This window comes from Amycolatopsis sp. NPDC051102 (assembly GCF_040682815.1).
Lineage (GTDB): Bacteria > Actinomycetota > Actinomycetes > Mycobacteriales > Pseudonocardiaceae > Amycolatopsis.
In genome coordinates, this window is record NZ_JBFBBT010000028.1 from 61,519 (window position 1) to 77,927 (window position 16,409).

The 16,409-nt window shown below is 72.7% G+C and carries 14 protein-coding genes; 10 read left to right on the forward strand and 4 right to left on the reverse strand.

Annotated features, from left to right (window positions below; translation table 11 throughout):
* Nucleotides 1-1,293, forward strand: a complete 1,293-nt coding sequence (locus AB0M93_RS43185) for a DUF58 domain-containing protein (RefSeq protein ID WP_364285654.1) — start codon at nucleotides 1-3, stop codon at nucleotides 1,291-1,293.
* 139 nt (nucleotides 1,294-1,432) lie between these two features.
* On the opposite strand, the gene AB0M93_RS43190 is transcribed toward AB0M93_RS43185, so the two are convergent.
* Nucleotides 1,433-2,440 (reverse strand): stage II sporulation protein M, encoded by a 1,008-nt coding sequence (locus tag AB0M93_RS43190; RefSeq protein ID WP_364285656.1) that lies wholly within the window; start codon nucleotides 2,438-2,440, stop codon nucleotides 1,433-1,435.
* 33 nt (nucleotides 2,441-2,473) lie between these two features.
* Between AB0M93_RS43190 and AB0M93_RS43195 the strand changes: the two genes are divergently transcribed.
* Nucleotides 2,474-3,439: an RDD family protein gene (locus AB0M93_RS43195; protein WP_364285658.1), complete on the forward strand. Its 966-nt coding sequence runs from the start codon at nucleotides 2,474-2,476 to the stop codon at nucleotides 3,437-3,439.
* Here the strand turns inward: AB0M93_RS43195 and AB0M93_RS43200 are convergent.
* On the reverse strand, nucleotides 3,436-4,911 hold the full coding sequence (locus AB0M93_RS43200) for a neutral zinc metallopeptidase (RefSeq protein ID WP_364285660.1): 1,476 nt from the start codon (nucleotides 4,909-4,911) through the stop codon (nucleotides 3,436-3,438). The genes AB0M93_RS43195 and AB0M93_RS43200 overlap by 4 nt on opposite strands.
* 105 nt (nucleotides 4,912-5,016) lie before the next feature.
* On the opposite strand from AB0M93_RS43200, the gene AB0M93_RS43205 reads away from it, so the two are divergent.
* From AB0M93_RS43205 to AB0M93_RS43235, 7 genes are all read left to right on the forward strand, one after another.
* On the forward strand, nucleotides 5,017-6,729 hold the full coding sequence (locus tag AB0M93_RS43205) for a DUF2207 domain-containing protein (RefSeq protein ID WP_364285662.1): 1,713 nt from the start codon (nucleotides 5,017-5,019) through the stop codon (nucleotides 6,727-6,729).
* 2 nt (nucleotides 6,730-6,731) lie between these two features.
* The gene (locus tag AB0M93_RS43210; RefSeq protein ID WP_364285664.1) at nucleotides 6,732-8,252 is read left to right on the forward strand and encodes a DUF2207 domain-containing protein; all 1,521 of its coding nucleotides are present in this window, start codon (nucleotides 6,732-6,734) and stop codon (nucleotides 8,250-8,252) included.
* Nucleotides 8,253-8,315: 63 nt separating this feature from the next.
* Nucleotides 8,316-9,608 carry a pitrilysin family protein gene (locus tag AB0M93_RS43215; RefSeq protein WP_364285666.1) on the forward strand — a complete coding sequence of 431 codons (1,293 nt, stop codon included), beginning with the start codon at nucleotides 8,316-8,318 and terminating at the stop codon, nucleotides 9,606-9,608.
* Nucleotides 9,605-10,984 (forward strand): pitrilysin family protein, encoded by a 1,380-nt coding sequence (locus tag AB0M93_RS43220; RefSeq protein ID WP_364285668.1) that lies wholly within the window; start codon nucleotides 9,605-9,607, stop codon nucleotides 10,982-10,984. Before AB0M93_RS43215 ends, AB0M93_RS43220 begins: the two co-directional genes overlap by 4 nt.
* Nucleotides 10,984-12,003: an NAD(+) diphosphatase gene (gene nudC / locus AB0M93_RS43225; RefSeq protein WP_364285670.1), complete on the forward strand. Its 1,020-nt coding sequence runs from the start codon at nucleotides 10,984-10,986 to the stop codon at nucleotides 12,001-12,003. The genes AB0M93_RS43220 and nudC overlap by 1 nt, the downstream gene beginning before the upstream one ends.
* A 74-nt stretch (nucleotides 12,004-12,077) precedes the next feature.
* Nucleotides 12,078-12,725: an HD domain-containing protein gene (locus AB0M93_RS43230; RefSeq protein WP_364285672.1), complete on the forward strand. Its 648-nt coding sequence runs from the start codon at nucleotides 12,078-12,080 to the stop codon at nucleotides 12,723-12,725.
* A gap of 151 nt (nucleotides 12,726-12,876) precedes the next feature.
* On the forward strand, nucleotides 12,877-13,956 hold the full coding sequence (locus AB0M93_RS43235; RefSeq protein ID WP_364285674.1) for a hypothetical protein: 1,080 nt from the start codon (nucleotides 12,877-12,879) through the stop codon (nucleotides 13,954-13,956).
* Nucleotides 13,957-13,960: 4 nt separating this feature from the next.
* Here AB0M93_RS43235 and AB0M93_RS43240 read toward each other — a convergent pair whose 3' ends face one another.
* Complete coding sequence (locus AB0M93_RS43240; protein WP_364285676.1) at nucleotides 13,961-14,632, reverse strand: YoaK family protein; 672 nt, start codon at nucleotides 14,630-14,632, stop codon at nucleotides 13,961-13,963.
* Between the two features lie 11 nt (nucleotides 14,633-14,643).
* Entirely contained in the window at nucleotides 14,644-15,519 is an 876-nt protein-coding gene (locus AB0M93_RS43245; protein WP_364285678.1) for an NAD(P)-dependent oxidoreductase, read from the reverse strand.
* Between the two features lie 192 nt (nucleotides 15,520-15,711).
* On the opposite strand from AB0M93_RS43245, the gene AB0M93_RS43250 reads away from it, so the two are divergent.
* Nucleotides 15,712-16,398, forward strand: a complete 687-nt coding sequence (locus tag AB0M93_RS43250) for a signal peptidase II (protein WP_364285680.1) — start codon at nucleotides 15,712-15,714, stop codon at nucleotides 16,396-16,398.
* The last annotated feature ends 11 nt before the right edge of the window (nucleotides 16,399-16,409 follow it).

Sequence of the window (16,409 nt, forward strand, 5' to 3'; positions counted from 1 at the left end):
ATGGCCGTCACCGGAAGGCTCGGGCTGCTGGCGTTGTTCGGCGCGCTGGTGGTCGGGCTGCTCCTGCCGTCGACGACCGGGATCCTCGTGGTCGGCGCGGTGCTGCTGGTGCTCGCCGGCGTGGACCTGGTGCTGGCGGGAAGCGTGCGGGCGCTGACGTTCCGGCGGTCGGGCGACACGTCGGTGCGGCTCGGCGAGCCGTGCGAGGTGACGCTGGTCGTCGCGAACGCCGGCCGGCGGACCGTGCGGGGTGCGCTGCGGGACGCGTGGCCGCCTTCGGCGGGGGCCGACGACCGGCATTCGTTGCGCGTCCCGGCAGGGGAGCGGCGGGCGCTGGTGACCGCGTTGCGGCCGTCGCGGCGGGGCGACCGGACGGCGGCGCGGGTGACGGTCCGGTCGGTGGGCCCGCTGGGGCTGGCCGCGCGGCAGGGTGCGCACGAGGTGCCGTGGACGGTCCGCGTGCTGCCGCCGTTCCACAGCCGCAAGCACCTGCCGTCGCGGCTGGCGCGGCTGCAGCAGCTCGACGGGCGCAACGCCGTGCTGATCCGCGGCCAGGGCACGGAGTTCGACTCGCTGCGCGAGTACGTGATCGGCGACGACGTGCGGTCCATCGACTGGCGGGCGACCGCGCGGGCGGCCGACGTCATGGTCCGGACCTGGCGCCCGGAACGCGACCGGCAGGTGGTGCTGGTGCTCGACACCGGCCGCGTCTCGGCCGGCCGGGTGGGCGACGCGCCCCGCCTCGACGCGGCGATGGACGCGGCGTTGCTGCTGGCCGCACTGGCTTCCCGGGCGGGCGACCGCGTCGACCTGCTGGCCTACGACCGCCGGCTGCGGGCGGCGGTGCAGGGCTCGTCGGGGGCTTCTCTGCTGACGTCGCTGGTGAACGCGATGGCGCCGCTCGAGCCGTCGCTGGTCGAAACGGACGCGCGCGGGATGGTCGCGGAGGTGCTCAAGCGGACCCGCCGTCGCGCGCTGGTCGTGTTGCTGACCGGGCTGGACGCGGCACCGCTGGAGGAAGGGTTGTTCCCGGTGCTGAGCTCGCTGACCGCGCGCCACGAGCTGGTGGTGGCGTCCGTGGCGGACCCGCGGGTGGCGGAGATGCTGGCCGGCCGCGGCGACGCGGACGCGGTCTACGACGCGGCATCGGCGTCCCGCACCACGGCCGAGCGGCTGCGCATGACCGAGCGGCTGGCCCGCCACGGCGTGAGTGTGGTCGACGCGGTCCCGGCGGAGCTGCCGCCGGCGCTGGCGGATCGGTACCTGGCGCTGAAGGCCGCGGGCCGGCTGTGATCAGGAAGCCAACACGCGTGATCCCGAGGTCGACACGCGTGATCCCGAGGTCGACACGACCGGCCTTCGCCGTGTCGACTCTCTGGACACGCGTGTCGGCTTTCTGATCACGCGAGTTGACCGTTTCCGCGCGGCGGGCCTAAGCCGCTTCGGGGAGTGCGTCCCCGGCGTCGCGCGCGTCGAGGTCGCCGACTTCGCCGTCCTTCGCCGCGCGGCGGCCGAGCGTGAAGACGTACACCAGGAACAGGACTTCGACCGCCGCGCCGATGCCCACGCGCAGCCACGTCGGCCAGCCCGACGGCGTCACGAACGCCTCGATGACCCCGGACACGAACAGCACGCACGTCAGCCCGAGCGCCATCACCACCACCGACCGGCCCTGTTCGGCGAGGGCGGCGGTGCGGGAGCGGCGGCCCGGGTCGACCACCGTCCAGCCCAGTTTCAGCCCGGTGCCCGCGGCGACGAACACCGCCGTCAGCTCCAGGAGGCCGTGGGGGAGCAGGAGGCCGATCATCACGTCGCCGCGGCCGGCCGCGCTCATCGCGCCGATGATCACCCCGGCGTTGAGGGAGTTCAGCCAGAGCGCGCCGATCACCGGCAGGCCCAGCGCGATGCCGAGGAACAGGCAGGTCGCCGCCACCCAGGCGTTGTTCGTCCAGACGTGCGTCGCGAAGGACGCCGCCGGGCCGGTCGAGTAGTAGGTTTCGGCCTGGCCGCCGGGTTTGGTGAGTTCGTTCAGCTCGTCCGGTGACGCGATCGAGGCCCGGACGACCGGGTCGCGCGCGACCCAGACGGCGATCACCGCCATCACCGCGATCGACACCAGCGCGGCCGGGATCCACCACCGCCGGGACAGGTAGACCGCGGCCGGGAACCGGCGCGTGAAGAACCGGGCGACCTCGCGCCAGGCGGGGCTGTGCGACCCGGCGACCGCCGACCGGCCCCGGGCGACCAGCCCGGACAGCCGTCCGACCAGCGCCGGGTCCGGCGCGACCGACCGCACGATCGACAGGTGCGTCGCGGCCCGCTGGTAGAGCGTCACCAGCTCGTCGGCTTCGGGCCCGGTCAGCTTGCCGCCGCGGCGCGTCAGCTCGCCGAGCCGGTTCCACTCCGCCGTGTGCGCCGCGACGAAGACGTCCACATCCACGCCACCACCCTATCCGTCGTTACGCTGGGGTTCGTGCACGAGGAATCGGAGCTGGTCACCGGCGAAGCGGTCGTCCTCGACCTGCGGGTGGCCAAGCTCGCCAGCCGCGCGGTGGCGATGGCCTTGGACGTGCTCCTGCAGTTCGTGGCGCTGGTCGGCCTGGCCATGGTCCTGGCGTTCGCGCTGCCCGCCACCGACGAAGGGCTGTTCGTGGCCCTGCTGCTGGTGTGCACGGTGCTGGTCATGGTCGGCTACCCGGTGGTGTTCGAGACGCTCTCGCGCGGCCGGTCGCTGGGCAAGATGGCGGTGGGCCTGCGCGTGGTCCGCGTCGACGGCGGCCCGATCCGCTTCCGCCACGCGCTGGTGCGCGGGCTGGCCGGCTTCGTCGTGGACTTCTGGGCGCTGGGGTTGTTCGGCGCGGTCGCGGTGATCGTGTCGCTGTGCTCGTCGAACGGCCGGCGCGTCGGCGACTTCCTGGCCGGCACGCTGGTGGTCCGCGAGCGGGTCCCGGCGAGCGCGGGCTACGCGGCGATCAGCATGCCGCCGGGGCTCGAGAGCTGGGCGGCGCAGCTGGACCTGACCCGCCTCCCGGACGACCTGGCCCTGGCGAGCCGCCAGTTCCTCGCGCGGTTCGGCGAGCTGCGGCCGGAAGCGTCGCACGCGCTCGGGTGGGGGTTGGCGCAGCAGGTCGGCAACGCGCTGGGGACGCCGGTGCCGCCGTCGGTGCCGCCGTGGGCGTTCCTGGCGGCGGTGCTGGCCGAGCGGCGCAACCGCGACCACGCCCGGGCGTTCCGCGGTTATGCGGCACCGGGTCAGCCCGCGGCGCCGGGTTTCGCTCCGGCGCCGGGTTATCCCGCGGCTCCCGGTTTCGCTGGGGCGCCCGGTCAGCCCGCGGCGCCCGGTTATCCCGCAGCGGCCGCCGGCCGGTACCCGGAGCCGCCGACGCCGCCGTCCGGGACCGCGGTGCCCGTCGAAAACCCGTTCACGCCACCGAGTTAGGACACCTCGGCCGAGGCCGAAAGCCACGTGTTGCACTGCTGGTTGCGGTTCTTGGTGGCGCCCTGCTGCCACCAGGCGATGTTGTGCTTCGCGCTGCCGTGGTCGCGTTTGCCGTTGCGGGCGTAGTCGTCGCCGCGGTCCTGGGCGTTCCATGCCTCGTTGTAGATGTTCTTGTCGACCGAGCCGCCCGAGACCGACGCCGAGCCGAGGAACATGCCGGAGAAGCACTGTGCCTCGAGTTCCATGCGCCGCGACAGTTCCAGGCCGGCCGCCGAGTCGGCGCCGGCGTCGTAGCGCTGGTTGCCGTACGCCTCGTCGATGCCGGCCAGGTTCTGCACGTGGTGGCCGTATTCGTGGGCCAGGATCGACAGGTACGGGCCGGGGTGGTTGCCCCACGTCTCGAGCTCGATGCGGTCCATCGGCAGGTAGATCGTGTTGTTGTTCGGGCAGTAGAACGGGGTGACGCCGGTGGTGGTGCCGCCGCTGCCGCACGGGGTCGACGACTCCGACAGCGACCGCGGGACGGCCAGGTTCGGCGTCCGGAACGGCAGGTCCGCGCCGCCGAGCATGCGCGACCACATCGCGTCGAGGCAGCCGATCCCGGACTGGAAGAACTTCGTGGCGCTGTTCTGGTCGGTGGCCCAGCGGCTCAGCGAGCACGGGATGTTCTGCAGGCCGTAGTCGGCGCGGGCGAACAGCGGGTTGTCCCCGGTGGCGGCGACCGGCCGCGGGCCGGCCGGTGGCTGCGACGTCGGGGTCCGGCGCTCGGTGCTGCGGGACGTGGTCGTTTCTTCGGTCGACGAGGTGGTGGTGGCCGAGGTGGTCGCTTCGGTGGTGGTTTCGCCGGTGGTGCTCGGGTAGGTGCTGGAGTAGCCGGCGTCGGCGACGTGCTGCGTGCGGTGCCCGGAGAGGGCGACGGCGGCCACCAGGCCCCCGGCCACGGCGACGATCGCGAAGACGGCGACGGCGACGATGACCCCGGCGTTCGACTTCTTCGCGACGTAGGGCCGGTAGCCGGGAGCGAAGCGCGGCCCGAAGTACGGCGGAGCGGCGTAGTGCGGGGTGAAGGTGGGAGGCGGGGCCGCGGTCGGCGGCGGCAGGGGAGCCCGCGCGGGCGGCGGCGCGGGGTAACGGAAGGTCGGCGGTCCGCCGAACCCGCCGGGAGGCGGCGAGTGGCCCGGAACCGGTCCACCCGGTCGCGGCGCGGCGCCAGAACCCGGCGGCTGCCGGCCGGGCGCGCCGAAGGGATTCGACGGAATGCCTGGCCCGGGTGCGCCGCCCTGGCCGGGGCCACCTCCGCCAGTAGCGCCGCCCGGCCCGCCGTGGCCCGGCAGCGGCCTGACCCCAGGCGGCGGCAACGGCCGTGCCCCCGGTGGCGGCAACGGCCGTGCCCCCGGTGGCGGCAGCGGCGGCCGGCCCGGCGGCGGACGGCGCGGGTCGTGCGGACCAGGACCCTGCGGGCCGTGCGTCATCGAGTGGGACCCCCCCGTGCGTTTTCCCCGTCGGAAGCGGCGTACCTGCGGTGATCGCGCCGTTCCGGGCGTCAGCATAGATCGGGTGCTCTAGGGTGTGGTGCTGTGTCGAGGAAATGGGCGGCCGCCGCCGCGATCGCCGTCGCGGCCGTCGTGGTGAGCGCCGGGCCCGCCGCCGCGCAGGGGCCGTCGGCCGGGCCCGTCCTGCCGAATCTGCCCGCCGACCAGGTCAAGAAACCCCAGCTGCTCACCGGGCAGGACGTGCAGCCGCCCGAAGGGGCCACCGCCGACGTCGCGCTCAAGGTCCTGCGCGACGGCACCCTTTCCGTCACCGAACACGTCACCGTTCCGGGCGGGCAGCAGCTCGTCTCCCGCGTGCCGCTGCGGGTTCCCGCGAGTGACGAGCAGGACCGCGTCTTCGCCGTCCGGGACGTCAAGACCGAAGGCGCCACCAGCGAGCTCACCGGCGACCAGCTCGTCCTCACCTTCCGCGGCGGCACCGGCAGCGTCACGTTCACCGTCGACGGCGCCGTCGCCGACCAGAACGGCCGCCAGCAGGCCCGCTGGCAGGTCGCGAGCGGCTTCGACACCCCGCTCGCCAAGCTCACCGCGTCGTTCCTCGCGCCGACGCCGCAATTGTCCCCTGTGGACTGTTTCGCCGGCCCGGTCGGCTCGAACCAGCGCTGCACCCTCGCCGAGCTCGACCACACCGGTGTCGTGCGCCTCGAGCAGAACGACGTCCGGCCCGGCGACCGCGTCGACCTCCTCGTCGGCCTGCCCGCGAACACCGTCCCCGCCACGGCGAAGTTCGCGGACATCGGCCTGCTCGCCAACGCCTTCGCGCTGACGCCGCCGACCGGAATCGCCTTCGCCGTCCTGCTCGTCTTCCTCGTCGCGGTCGCCCTGTTCGTGTGGCGGCGCCGGAAACAGGACGCCGGCGCGCTGCACACCGCCACCGGCCCGGTCGAGGTCCTGCTGCGCGACGGCGGCCGCGTCTGCTTCGCCAGTCCCGACGGTGTGCTGCCCGGCCAGGTCGGCACGGTCGTCGACGAGACCGTCGACGTCGTCGACATCAGCGCCACCGTCGTCGACCTCGCCGTCCGCAACTACCTGTGGCTGGCCGAGGTGCCGGGGCCCGACTGGCAGCTCGCCCGCCGCAACCCGCCGGACGAGCACCTCCACGACTTCGAACGCGCCGTCTGCGAAACCCTGCTGCCGCCGGGCACCGACACCGTGCTGGTGTCGCAGCTGCGCGCCCGCGGCGGGCTGGACCTGCGCCGGATCAGTGACGCGATGTACGCCGACGTCGTCACCAAGCGCTGGTTCTCCCGCCGCCCGGACACCGCCCGCAGCCGGCTGACCTGGCTCGGCGCCGGCATCTTCACCCTCGGCCTGGTCGCCACCGCCGTGCTCACCTTCACCGTCGGGTACGCGCTGCTCGGCGTGGCCGTCGCGCTCGCCGGGCTCGCCGTCGCCGCGGCGGCCGCGCTGCTGCCGTCGCGGACCGCCCGAGGCCGGGCGCTGGCCGGCCAGGTCCGCGGGCTGCTCGACTACCTGCACACCGCCCGGGCCGAGGACATCCCGCCGGCCGACCGCGAGCTCGTCTTCTCCCGCTCGCTGCCGTACGCGGTGGTGCTGGGCGACACCGAACGCTGGCTCGGCACCTTCGCCGGGCTGAACCCGTCGGCGGACGGTTCGGCCGGGCTGTACTGGTACGGCGGCATGGAGGCCGAGTCGGACCTGCGCCGGTTCGGCGCGCACTTCCCGTCGTTCCTGACCGCGCTCGACGGCGTGCTCACCGCCGCCGCGGCCCGCTGACCGTGCTCGCCGGGGCGCTCCTGGCGCTCGTCCTGACCGCGGGCCCGGCGGACCAGCCGCCGCTGCCCACCGTGCCGCAGAGCGCCGAGATCCAGCTCAAGGTCCAGCGCGACGGCTCGTTGTCGGTCGCCGAAGCGATCTCCGTCCCCGAGGGCATGACGATGGACCGCCGGGTCCCGCTGCGGGTCCCGGCGGCCCACCACCGCGACCGCGTCTACGGCGTCCGAGACGTCGTGCTGGAAGGCAGCGGGACGGCGAGTGTTGACAACGACGTCTTCACCGTCCACCTCACTCCGGGCACCTCGATCGTGCGGTACACAGTGGACGGTGCGGTCGCCGGGAACCAGGTCACCTGGGAGCCGGCCGGCGGCTGGAGCGCCGACCTGAAGTTCGTTCGCGCCTCTTTCGCGGCCCCGAAGATCCCGGTCGCCGTCGACTGCGTCATCGGCGACCTCCCGTGCGCGGCCGCGCAGATCGACCACGCCGGCCTGACCCGGTTCAGCCAGCAGGACCTCGCCGCGGGCCGGCGGATGACCGCGACCGTCGAGCTGCCCGACGGCACCGTTCCGGCGAACGAAGTCCTCGTCCCGGCGAAGACGCTCGGCGGCGCGTTCGTGGTCACCACCCCGGTCGCCTGGGCCTGGGCCGCCTTCGGTGTCCTCCTCCTGGCCGCGGCCGCATGGGTCCTCCTCGCCCGCCGAGGGCACTTTCACGTGAAAGTGCCCTCGCCAGGCGGGCACTTCCACGTCAAAGCGGGGGAGTTCGCGTCGCCCGCCGGGGTGCTGCCGGGCCACGTCGGCCTGCTCCTGCGCGGCCGGGCCGGGCCGCTCGACCTGGCCGCGACCGTGCTGGACCTCGCCGTCCGCAACTACCTCTGGGTGAGCGACGGTCCCACGCTGGCCCGCCGGAACCCGCCCGACGAGCACCTGACCGGCTTCGAGCGCGCGGTGTACGAAGCCGTCGTGCCGGACGAGGCGGTGACCCTCGCCGAACTGCGGCAGCGGCACCTCGAAGTCCCCCGCGCCGAGCTGGCCGCCGACGTCGTCCGGCGCGGCTGGTTCGCGACGCGGCGCCTGGGCCGGGCCGGGATCCGGATCTTCTGCTACGGCGTGTTCCTCACCGTCCTGCTGGCCCTGACCGCCGGCTACGCCCAGCTCGGCGTCGTCCTCGCGCTGGCCGGGGCCGTCGCCGCCGGGACGTCGGCGGCCCTGCCCGCGCGCCGGCGAGCGGGCGCGGACGTCGCGCGCCGGCTTCGCGGCGTCGCCGAGATCCGGGTGAAGGACCTCGGCAAGCCGCAGCGCGAGCTGGTCTTCTCGCGCGGCCTGCCGTACGCGCTCGCTCTGGGCGAACTGGCTGTCTGGGTGGCCGCGTTCGACGGCCTCAAGCAGCCGCCACCGGTCTACTGGCACGCCGGCGACATCACCCCTGACCAGGCCGGATCCTTCGCGACGGCGTTGGCGGGCACCTTCGCCGCCGCCCACCGTGGTCACCTTCGCGAGCTCGTGAGTGGTAAGGCGGGTTAGAACACGCCTTACCACTCACGAGCCGGGACGCCGGGACGGGCGGGGTCGTCGTAGGGTGGGGCCATGGCCGATCCCCAGCTCGTCCGATACACCCTCGACAACGGTCTGCGCGTGGTTCTCGCCCCCGACGCGACCGCGCCGGTGGTCGGCGTCAGCGTGCACTACGACGTGGGTTTCCGCTCCGAGCCGGAGGGGCGCACCGGTTTCGCGCACCTCTTCGAGCACCTGATGTTCCAGGGCTCCGAGAGCCTCGAGAAACTCGCGCACTTCCGGCACGTGCAGTCCAGCGGCGGGACCTTCAACGGGTCCACCCACCCCGACTACACCGACTACTTCGAGGTGCTCCCGAGCGCCGCGCTCGAGCGCGCGCTGTTCCTCGAAGCCGACCGGATGCGCGCACCCAAGCTGACGGCGGAGAACCTGGCGAACCAGATCGACGTCGTCAAGGAGGAGATCCGGCTCAACGTGCTGAACCGGCCCTACGGCGGGTTCCCGTGGATCACCCTGCCGCCGGTGCTGTACTCGACGTTCCCCAACGCGCACAACGGTTACGGCGGCTTCGAGGACCTCGAAAGCGCCACCGTCGAAGACTGCGCGGCGTTCTTCGACACCTACTACGCGCCGGCCAACGCCGTGCTCACGGTGGCGGGTGACTTCGAAGTGGACAACGCCAAGAAGCTGATCGAAGACCACTTCGGCGACGTCCCGCACCGGCCGGCGCCGCAGCGGCCGTCGTTCGCCGAGCCGCTGCCGACCACCGAGCTGCACGGCGAGATCGAAGACGCGCACGCCCCGCTGCCCGCGCTCGGCATCGGCTACCGGATGCCGGACCCGATCAACGACGTCGACGGCTACCTGGCCTACCTCGTGCTGGCCGGCGTGCTCACCGACGGCGACGGCTCCCGCCTGCAGCAGCGGCTGGTGCACCGCGAGCCGCTGGTGGTCGACATCGGCGCGGGCGCCGGGCTCTTCGGCCCGTTCGAGGCCCGCGACCCGGACACGTTCACCATCACCCTGATCCACCCGCACGAGGTGTCCCGCGAGCGCGTGCTGGCCGCGCTGGACGACGAGCTGGAGAAACTCGCCGAGACGCCGCCGAGCGAGGAGGAGCTGCGCAAGGTCACCGCCCGCTGGACGGCGAGCCTGCACTCCGAGCACGACCGGCTGGTGTCGCGGACCCTGGCCCTCGGCTCGTTCGAACTGCTCTACGGCGACGCGTCGCTGGTGTACCGGCTCGCGGACCGGATGTCCGCCGTCACCGCGGAAGCCGTGTCGGCGGCGGCGAAGGCGCTGCGCCCGGACGCGCGCGCCGTGCTGGTGGTCAAGCCCGCTTCGGAAGGGAACAACGAGCAGTGACTTCAGCAACGCACCGCAGCGCCGACGAGATCGGCCGCACCGCGCGGGGGCCGCGGCCGCTGCCGCCGCTCGGGCAGCAGCGGGCCGCCGCCGATCTGTCGCATGTGGACACGACGCTGGCGAACGGCCTGCGGGTGGTAGCCGTGCGCAAGGCCACCGTGCCGATGGTCGAGGCGCGCCTGTGGATCCCGTTCGCGGGCGACGACGCGCTGCACCCGGCGACCGCCGAGGTGCTCGCCGAGACGATCCTGACCGGCACGGCCCGCCGCAACCGCATCGAGATCGACGCCGAGCTGGCCCTGATCGGCGGCGACATCGGCGCCGGCGTCGACCCGGAACGCCTGGTGCTGACCGGGTCCGCGCTGGCCGACAAGCTGCCGACGTTCCTCGACGTGCTCGGTGACGTCCTCACCGGAGCGACGTACGCGGACGAGGAGATCGCCCGCGAGAAGGAGCGGCTGGTCGAGCGGATCGCCGTCTCCCGGACGCAGCCCCGCACGATCGCCCGCGAAGCGCTGCAGAAGCACCGCTACGGCGACCACCCGGCGACGCGCGAGGTCCCGAAGGCCGAGGACGTCGCCGTCGTGACGGCCGAGCAGGTCCGGGCGCTGCACCAGGCGTCGGTCCTGCCGCGGGGCGCGGTCATGGTGCTGGTCGGCGACCTCGACCCGGAAGGCGTGATCGGGGACCTGGAGAAGGTGCTCGGCGGCTGGGCGTCGGACCGGTCCGCCGTGCGGCTGCCGCCGCTGCCGGACCTGACCGGGCCCGACGTGCTGCTGGTGCCGCGCGCGGGCGCGGTGCAGTCGCAGATCCGGCTCTCGGCGCAGACCGTGCCGCGCACCGACCCGGGCTACGCGGCGCTGCAGCTGGCGAACCTGGCCTACGGCGGGTACTTCTCGTCGCGGCTGGTGGAGAACATCCGCGAGAACAAGGGGTACACGTACTCTGCGCACTCCGGTTTCGAGTTCACCGACGGCACGGCGGTGGTCAACGTCGACGCGGACACCGCGACCGACGCGACGGCCCCGGCGCTGCTGGAGACGCGGTACGAGCTGGGCCGCCTCGGCCAGGTGCCGCCGTCGGGCGACGAGCTGGAGTCGGTGCGGCAGTACGCGATCGGCTCGCTGCTGACCTCGACGTCGTCGCAGTCCGGGCTGGCCGGGCAGGTGCTCGCGCTGGCTTCGACCGGGCTGGGCCTGGAGTGGCTGAGCGAGCACCCGGCGCGGGTGGCGGCGGTGACGGCTTCTGATGTCGCCGAAGCCGCACTGAAGTACTTCGCGCCCAAGCGGTTCACGGGCGTGGTGGTCGGCGACGCGGCCGTGCTGGAACGAAAGCTCCTCGCGCTCGGCGACGTCGTCGTGGGCGAGCCGGCCTGATGTCCGTCCCGTTCACCCTCGGTGCGTTGCCGACCCTCTCCCGGTCCACAGTGGACCGTCAGGAGGCGCTGCGCACCAACCCGGCGCGGCTGGTGTCGCGGTGGCCGGACGCCCGGGTCGTCCTCCTGGACGACACCGGGCGCACCCCGGTCGTCGAAGGAGCGTCGACGCTGGCGTTCCGCAAGGCGGTCGACTTCGGCGCGACGCCCCCGGCCGACGCGGTGTTCCTCGGCGAGTGGCAGGGCGTCGACTACTGGTCGCTGCCGGGCGGCCCGTCGGACGAAGCCGACACGGTGAAGATGGCCGGCAGCTGGGGTTTCGTGGAGGAGGTCCCGCGCGCGGACGGCGAGATCTGGGTCGAGCTGCGCGGCTACGGAGACCTGCTGGACGACACGTCGGCCGGGCTGTTCACGACGGCCCAGGCGTTGCGGTTCTGGCGCCGCCAGGCGAAGTTCTGCACGCGCTGCGGCAGCCCGACGGAGCTGATCCAGTTCGGCTGGGCGAGCAAGTGCACGAACGACGGCCGCGAGGAGTACCCCCGCACGGACCCGGCGGTGATCTGCCTGGTCCATTCGACGGAGGGCGTGAACGGCTCGCACGTGTTGCTGGCCCGCCAGCCGATCTGGCCGGCGGGGCGCTACTCGGTCTTGGCGGGCTTCGTCGAAGCGGGCGAGTCGCTCGAGGCGTGCGTGGTCCGCGAGATCCGCGAAGAGGTGGGCGCCGAGGTGTCCGGCGTCCGCTACCTGGGCAGCCAGCCTTGGCCGTTCCCGCGCTCGATCATGCTGGGTTTCACGGCCCGAGCGGACCGGTCCCTGCCGCTGGTGCCGGCGGACGGCGAGATCGAAGAGGCACTGTGGGTGTCGCGCGCGGAGGTGCGCACGGCGTTCGAGAACAGCTCGGTCCGCGGCGAGGGATCGAAGCCGACCCCGATCGCGAACGGCGCGGCGGAGATCATCCTGCCGGGCAACTCGTCCATCGCCCGCGTGATGCTCAAAGCCTGGGCGGACGCGGAGGAGTGAGCGAAGTGGGGGGGGGGGCGGCGGGGGGCGGGGCCGGGGCGCCGCCGCCCCCCCCACCAAACCGGAAGGAAGCCATGGCCACCACTGGACAGACCGCCGCCGGCGTGACGGTCCCCGACACCAAACTCGCTCGCGAAGCCACCGAACTGGTGCGTGACTGCACCACCGAGCTCGTGTACCACCACTCCCGCCGGGTCTTCTGGTTCGGTAGCCTGCAAGGCCGGAACCGGGGGCTCAGCTTCGACGCGGAACTGCTCTACCTCGGGGCGATGTTCCACGACCTGGGGCTCAACGCGCAGTTCGGCGGCAGCGGCCGGCGTTTCGAGGTGGACAGTGCCGACGAGGCCCGCCGGTTCATGCAGGGCCGGGGCGCGCCGGAGGACAGCATCCGTCGCGTGTGGACGGCCATCGCCCTGCACACCACCCCGGGCATCCCGGAGTTCATGGAGCCCGAGGTCGCACTGGTCACCGCCGGGGTCGAGTACGACGTGCTCGGCATCGGGTACCACGACATCGGCGCCGCCGACCGCGCCGAGATCACCGCACTGCACCCGCGGCCGGACTTCAAACGCCGCATCCTCGATGCGTTCACCGAAGGCATCGCGCCCAAGCCGGCGACCACGTTCGGCAACGTCAAGGCGGACGTCCTGGAGCGATTCGTACCGGGCTTCCGCCGGGGCAACTTCGTGGACGTCATCGAGAACTCCGACTGGCCGGAGTAGGCCCGTTCGAGTTCGTGAAGGCCACCTTGAGGGACTCAGTGTCCCCCAAGGTGGCCTTCACGCATCTCGTAATCGGTGGGCAGACAGTGCTATGCTTAATCCGACAGGTGCCGGATTAGCGTCCGGGTGGCCCCGGGAGAAGGGCGAAACGGTGAACGCTTCACTTTCGCGGCTCGGCGCGTCGGCGCAGGACTACGAACGGATCGGCATCAGCCCGGACGCGGTGGCCGTCTGGGAGGACGGGGCCCGGACCGATGGCGGTCCGGGCACGTACGAGTGGTGGTACTTCGACGCGCACCTCGACGACGGCGCCAAGCTGGTGGTGGTGTTCTTCACCAAGCACTTCACCGACATCGGCAAGCCGCTCGCGCCGATGATCCGCATCGACCTCGACCTGCCCGACGGCACCACGTACAACAAGATCGCCGAGTTCGCACCGGAGGACTTCACCGCGTCGACCGATCGATGCGCCGTCCGCGTAGGCACCAACTCGTTCAGCGGCGACCTGCACACCTACAAGATCATCGCGACGGTCGAGGACGTGTCCGTCCAGGTGAGCCTCACCGGGGAAGTCCCGGCGTGGCGGCCGGGCACCGGCCACCTGTACTTCGGCGCCGATGACGAGCACGAGTTCAACTGGCTGCCCGCGGTGCCCCAAGGGAAAGTGGACGTGACCTACCGCGTGGCCGGAGTGTCGGCTGGCTCGTCCGGCGTGGGGTACCACGACCACAACTGGGGCAACGCCCCGATGAACTCGTTGATCCACCACTGGTACTGGGCCCGGGGACAGGCCGGTCCGTACACCGTCGTCGCGTCCTACATCACGGGAGAACGGAAGTACGGCTACGCGGAGCTGCCGATCTTCCTACTGGCCGAGAACGGCCGGATCGTCGCCGACGACGCGGGCAAGGTGACCTTCGAAGAACTCGGCACCTACACCGACACCACGACCGGGAAGCCGGTCGCGAACATCACCCGTTACACCTGCGCCGACGGCGACGACCGTTACGTCGTAACGTTCACCCGCCACCGGGACCTCACCGCGGACCGGATGATCGACCAGATCCCGGGGATGAAGAAAGTGGCCGCCAAGCTCATCCGCTTCGACGGTGCCTACCTGCGCTTCACCGGGGAGCTGCGGGTCGAGCACCTCCGCGCGGGCCACGTCGTGGCGAGCCACGCCGACTCGGCCATCTGGGAGCTGATGTACCTCGGCCGGACGCGGACCTGACGGGTCAGTCCGCGGTCGTGAGCAGCGCACCGACCACGACAACGAGGACCGTCGCGAGCGCGATCACCGTCGTCGGGCCGGTGACCTGCAGCAGCACGGCGCCCGTGGCGGCACCGGCCAGCATCGCCAGCACCGAGCCGAGCCGCCGGGGGGCCCGGGCGCCGGGCCCGCCCGCGAGCCGGCTGTCCGCGGCCAGGCCGGTGAGGCCGAGCGTGAGCACGGTGGTGGTCAGATCCGCCGCGCCGAGACGGCGGACAGTCGCGTTCTGCAGCCCGAAGGTCGCGGCGAGGACGGCGGTGGTGACGAGCGCTCGGTCGCCCGTGTATCCCAGCACACCGGCTCCGCCGAGCACCGTGACCGCCGCGAGGACCCCGGCCTGGACGGCGAACACGATCCGAAGCCAGTGCCGCGGCCGGCCGTCCAGGTGGCGGCCGAGCCGCCCGCCCACGACCGCACCGACGAAGAACGCGCCGATGCCCACTGCCGACGCCGGGATCGAGAGCCCCGCGTTCGTCTGCAGCGCGAAGCCGAGGAAAACGACGTTCCCGGTCATGTTGGCGACGAACACGTGGCCCATCCGCAGATAGCTGACCGCGTCGATCAGACCGGTCACCGCGGTCAGCGTCAGCAGGGCGCCCACCAGCCTGGGTGACCCGATCCGCAGGTCGATCGCCATGGCAGCTCCTCTCAGTGGCGGGACGCGAGGATCGTCTCGACGACCGCCGAGAAGTCGGGATCGCCGGCCCGGTCCGCGGCCGCCTGCTCGAGCCAGCCGACGGTGGCCGCCGCGATCGGCAGCTCCTCGCCCGCGAGCCGGGTGACCAGGCGCAGGTCCTTGAGCGCGAGACTCAGCTTGAAGTTCGGCGGGTAGGCCTCGGCCTCGATGTTGGCGCGCTTGGCGTGGACGGTCGGTCCGAGAGGGGACTCGGCGAGGACGTCCAGCAGGGTCGTGCGGTCGAGCCCGAGTGTGCGGCCGACCGCGAGCGCCTCGCCGAGTGCGGTGATCCCGACGCCGAGGGCCAGGTTGACGACCACCTTGGTCGCCGCGCCCGCGCCCGGTCCGCCGACGTGGTGCGGCGTGCCGAGGACGGCGAGCAGCGGCCGCACCGACTCGAAGTCCGCCGCGGTCGCGCCGACGTAGATGATGAGTCGTCCCGCGGTCGCCTCCGGGACGCTGCCGCGCACCGGCGCGTCGACGAGGGTGACGTGGCCGGGCAGCCGGCGGGTGATCGACCGGATCTCGAGCGGGCCGACGGTGGACATGTCGATGAGCACCTGCCCCGGCCGCACCGCGTCGAGCGCGTCCGACAGGACCTGGTCCAGCGCCTCGGGGTTGGCCAGCATCGTGATCACGGTGTCGGCGCCGGCCACCGCCGCGCCGGGTGTCTCCGCCGCTACGGCGCCCCGTTCGACGAGGGGTGCGGTCTTGCCGGCGGTCCGGTTCCACACGGTGACGTGGTGGCCGGCTTCGAGCAGCCGGGTCGCCATCGGCGTGCCCATCAGGCCGAGGCCGAGGAAAGCGAGCTTTGCCACGGAGTTCTCCTTTGCCCATGCGGGTCCCACCGAGCGGGACCACGTCTGCTTCCAGTCTCACCGCGCGTGGCGCCGGTGTCGTCGCCGCTGGTGTACATCTCGGCATTCCTGCCACCCGGCAGGGCAAACGGGCGCTGGCCGGGCAGACCGCACGGTTCACGGCCCCGATTCTTGGAGCAGGGGAAGAAACCGCGCCGCCCGCCACGGTCAGGGAGACGAGAAATGGACCGCACTGCTGCAGTTGCCACTGTCCACATTGCACGGAGGGACGTCGCGCGGAAGGCCGGTGGCCTCCGCGCGCGGGCCATCGGCCTGCTGGTCGCGGTCATCGCGGTGGATCAGGCGGTCAAGTGGTGGGCCTGGCGCCACACCGGCACCGCACGCATCAACTTCGGTGGCGACATCTTCGTGAACGCCACGATCAGCCAGTGGTACGCGAACCCGGTGAGCGGCGCGGTGCTCGATCTGCTGGATTTCGGGTTGCTGACGGCGGCCATCGTGTTCCTGGTGCACCGCCGCCGCCCGGTCGTCGTGCTCGTCCTGGGCGCCTTCACTATCGGGGGATGGGCCAGCAACCTCATGGATCGCCTCGGCCTGCACTACTGGACGGCGCCGGCCAGCGTCCGTGGCGCGGTCGACTTCATCCCCCTCGGGGACGTCTGCTTCAACGTTGCGGACGTGTTCATCCTCGTCGGCACGCTGCCGCTGGTCGTGGCCCTGTGCGCGACAAGCCGTTCGGCCACCACGGTTTCCGCGGCGCCGAGGGTGTACCGGCCGCGCCGGGCACGCGGGTGGCTGGCCGGGATCGCGACTGCGACGTGCCTGGTCGCCGTAGTCACCGTGGGGGCTGTCGACTACGGCGGGATCACCGTGCCGAACGCGGTGACCAGTGAGGCCGCCGCCCGGTGAGGACCAGGCGG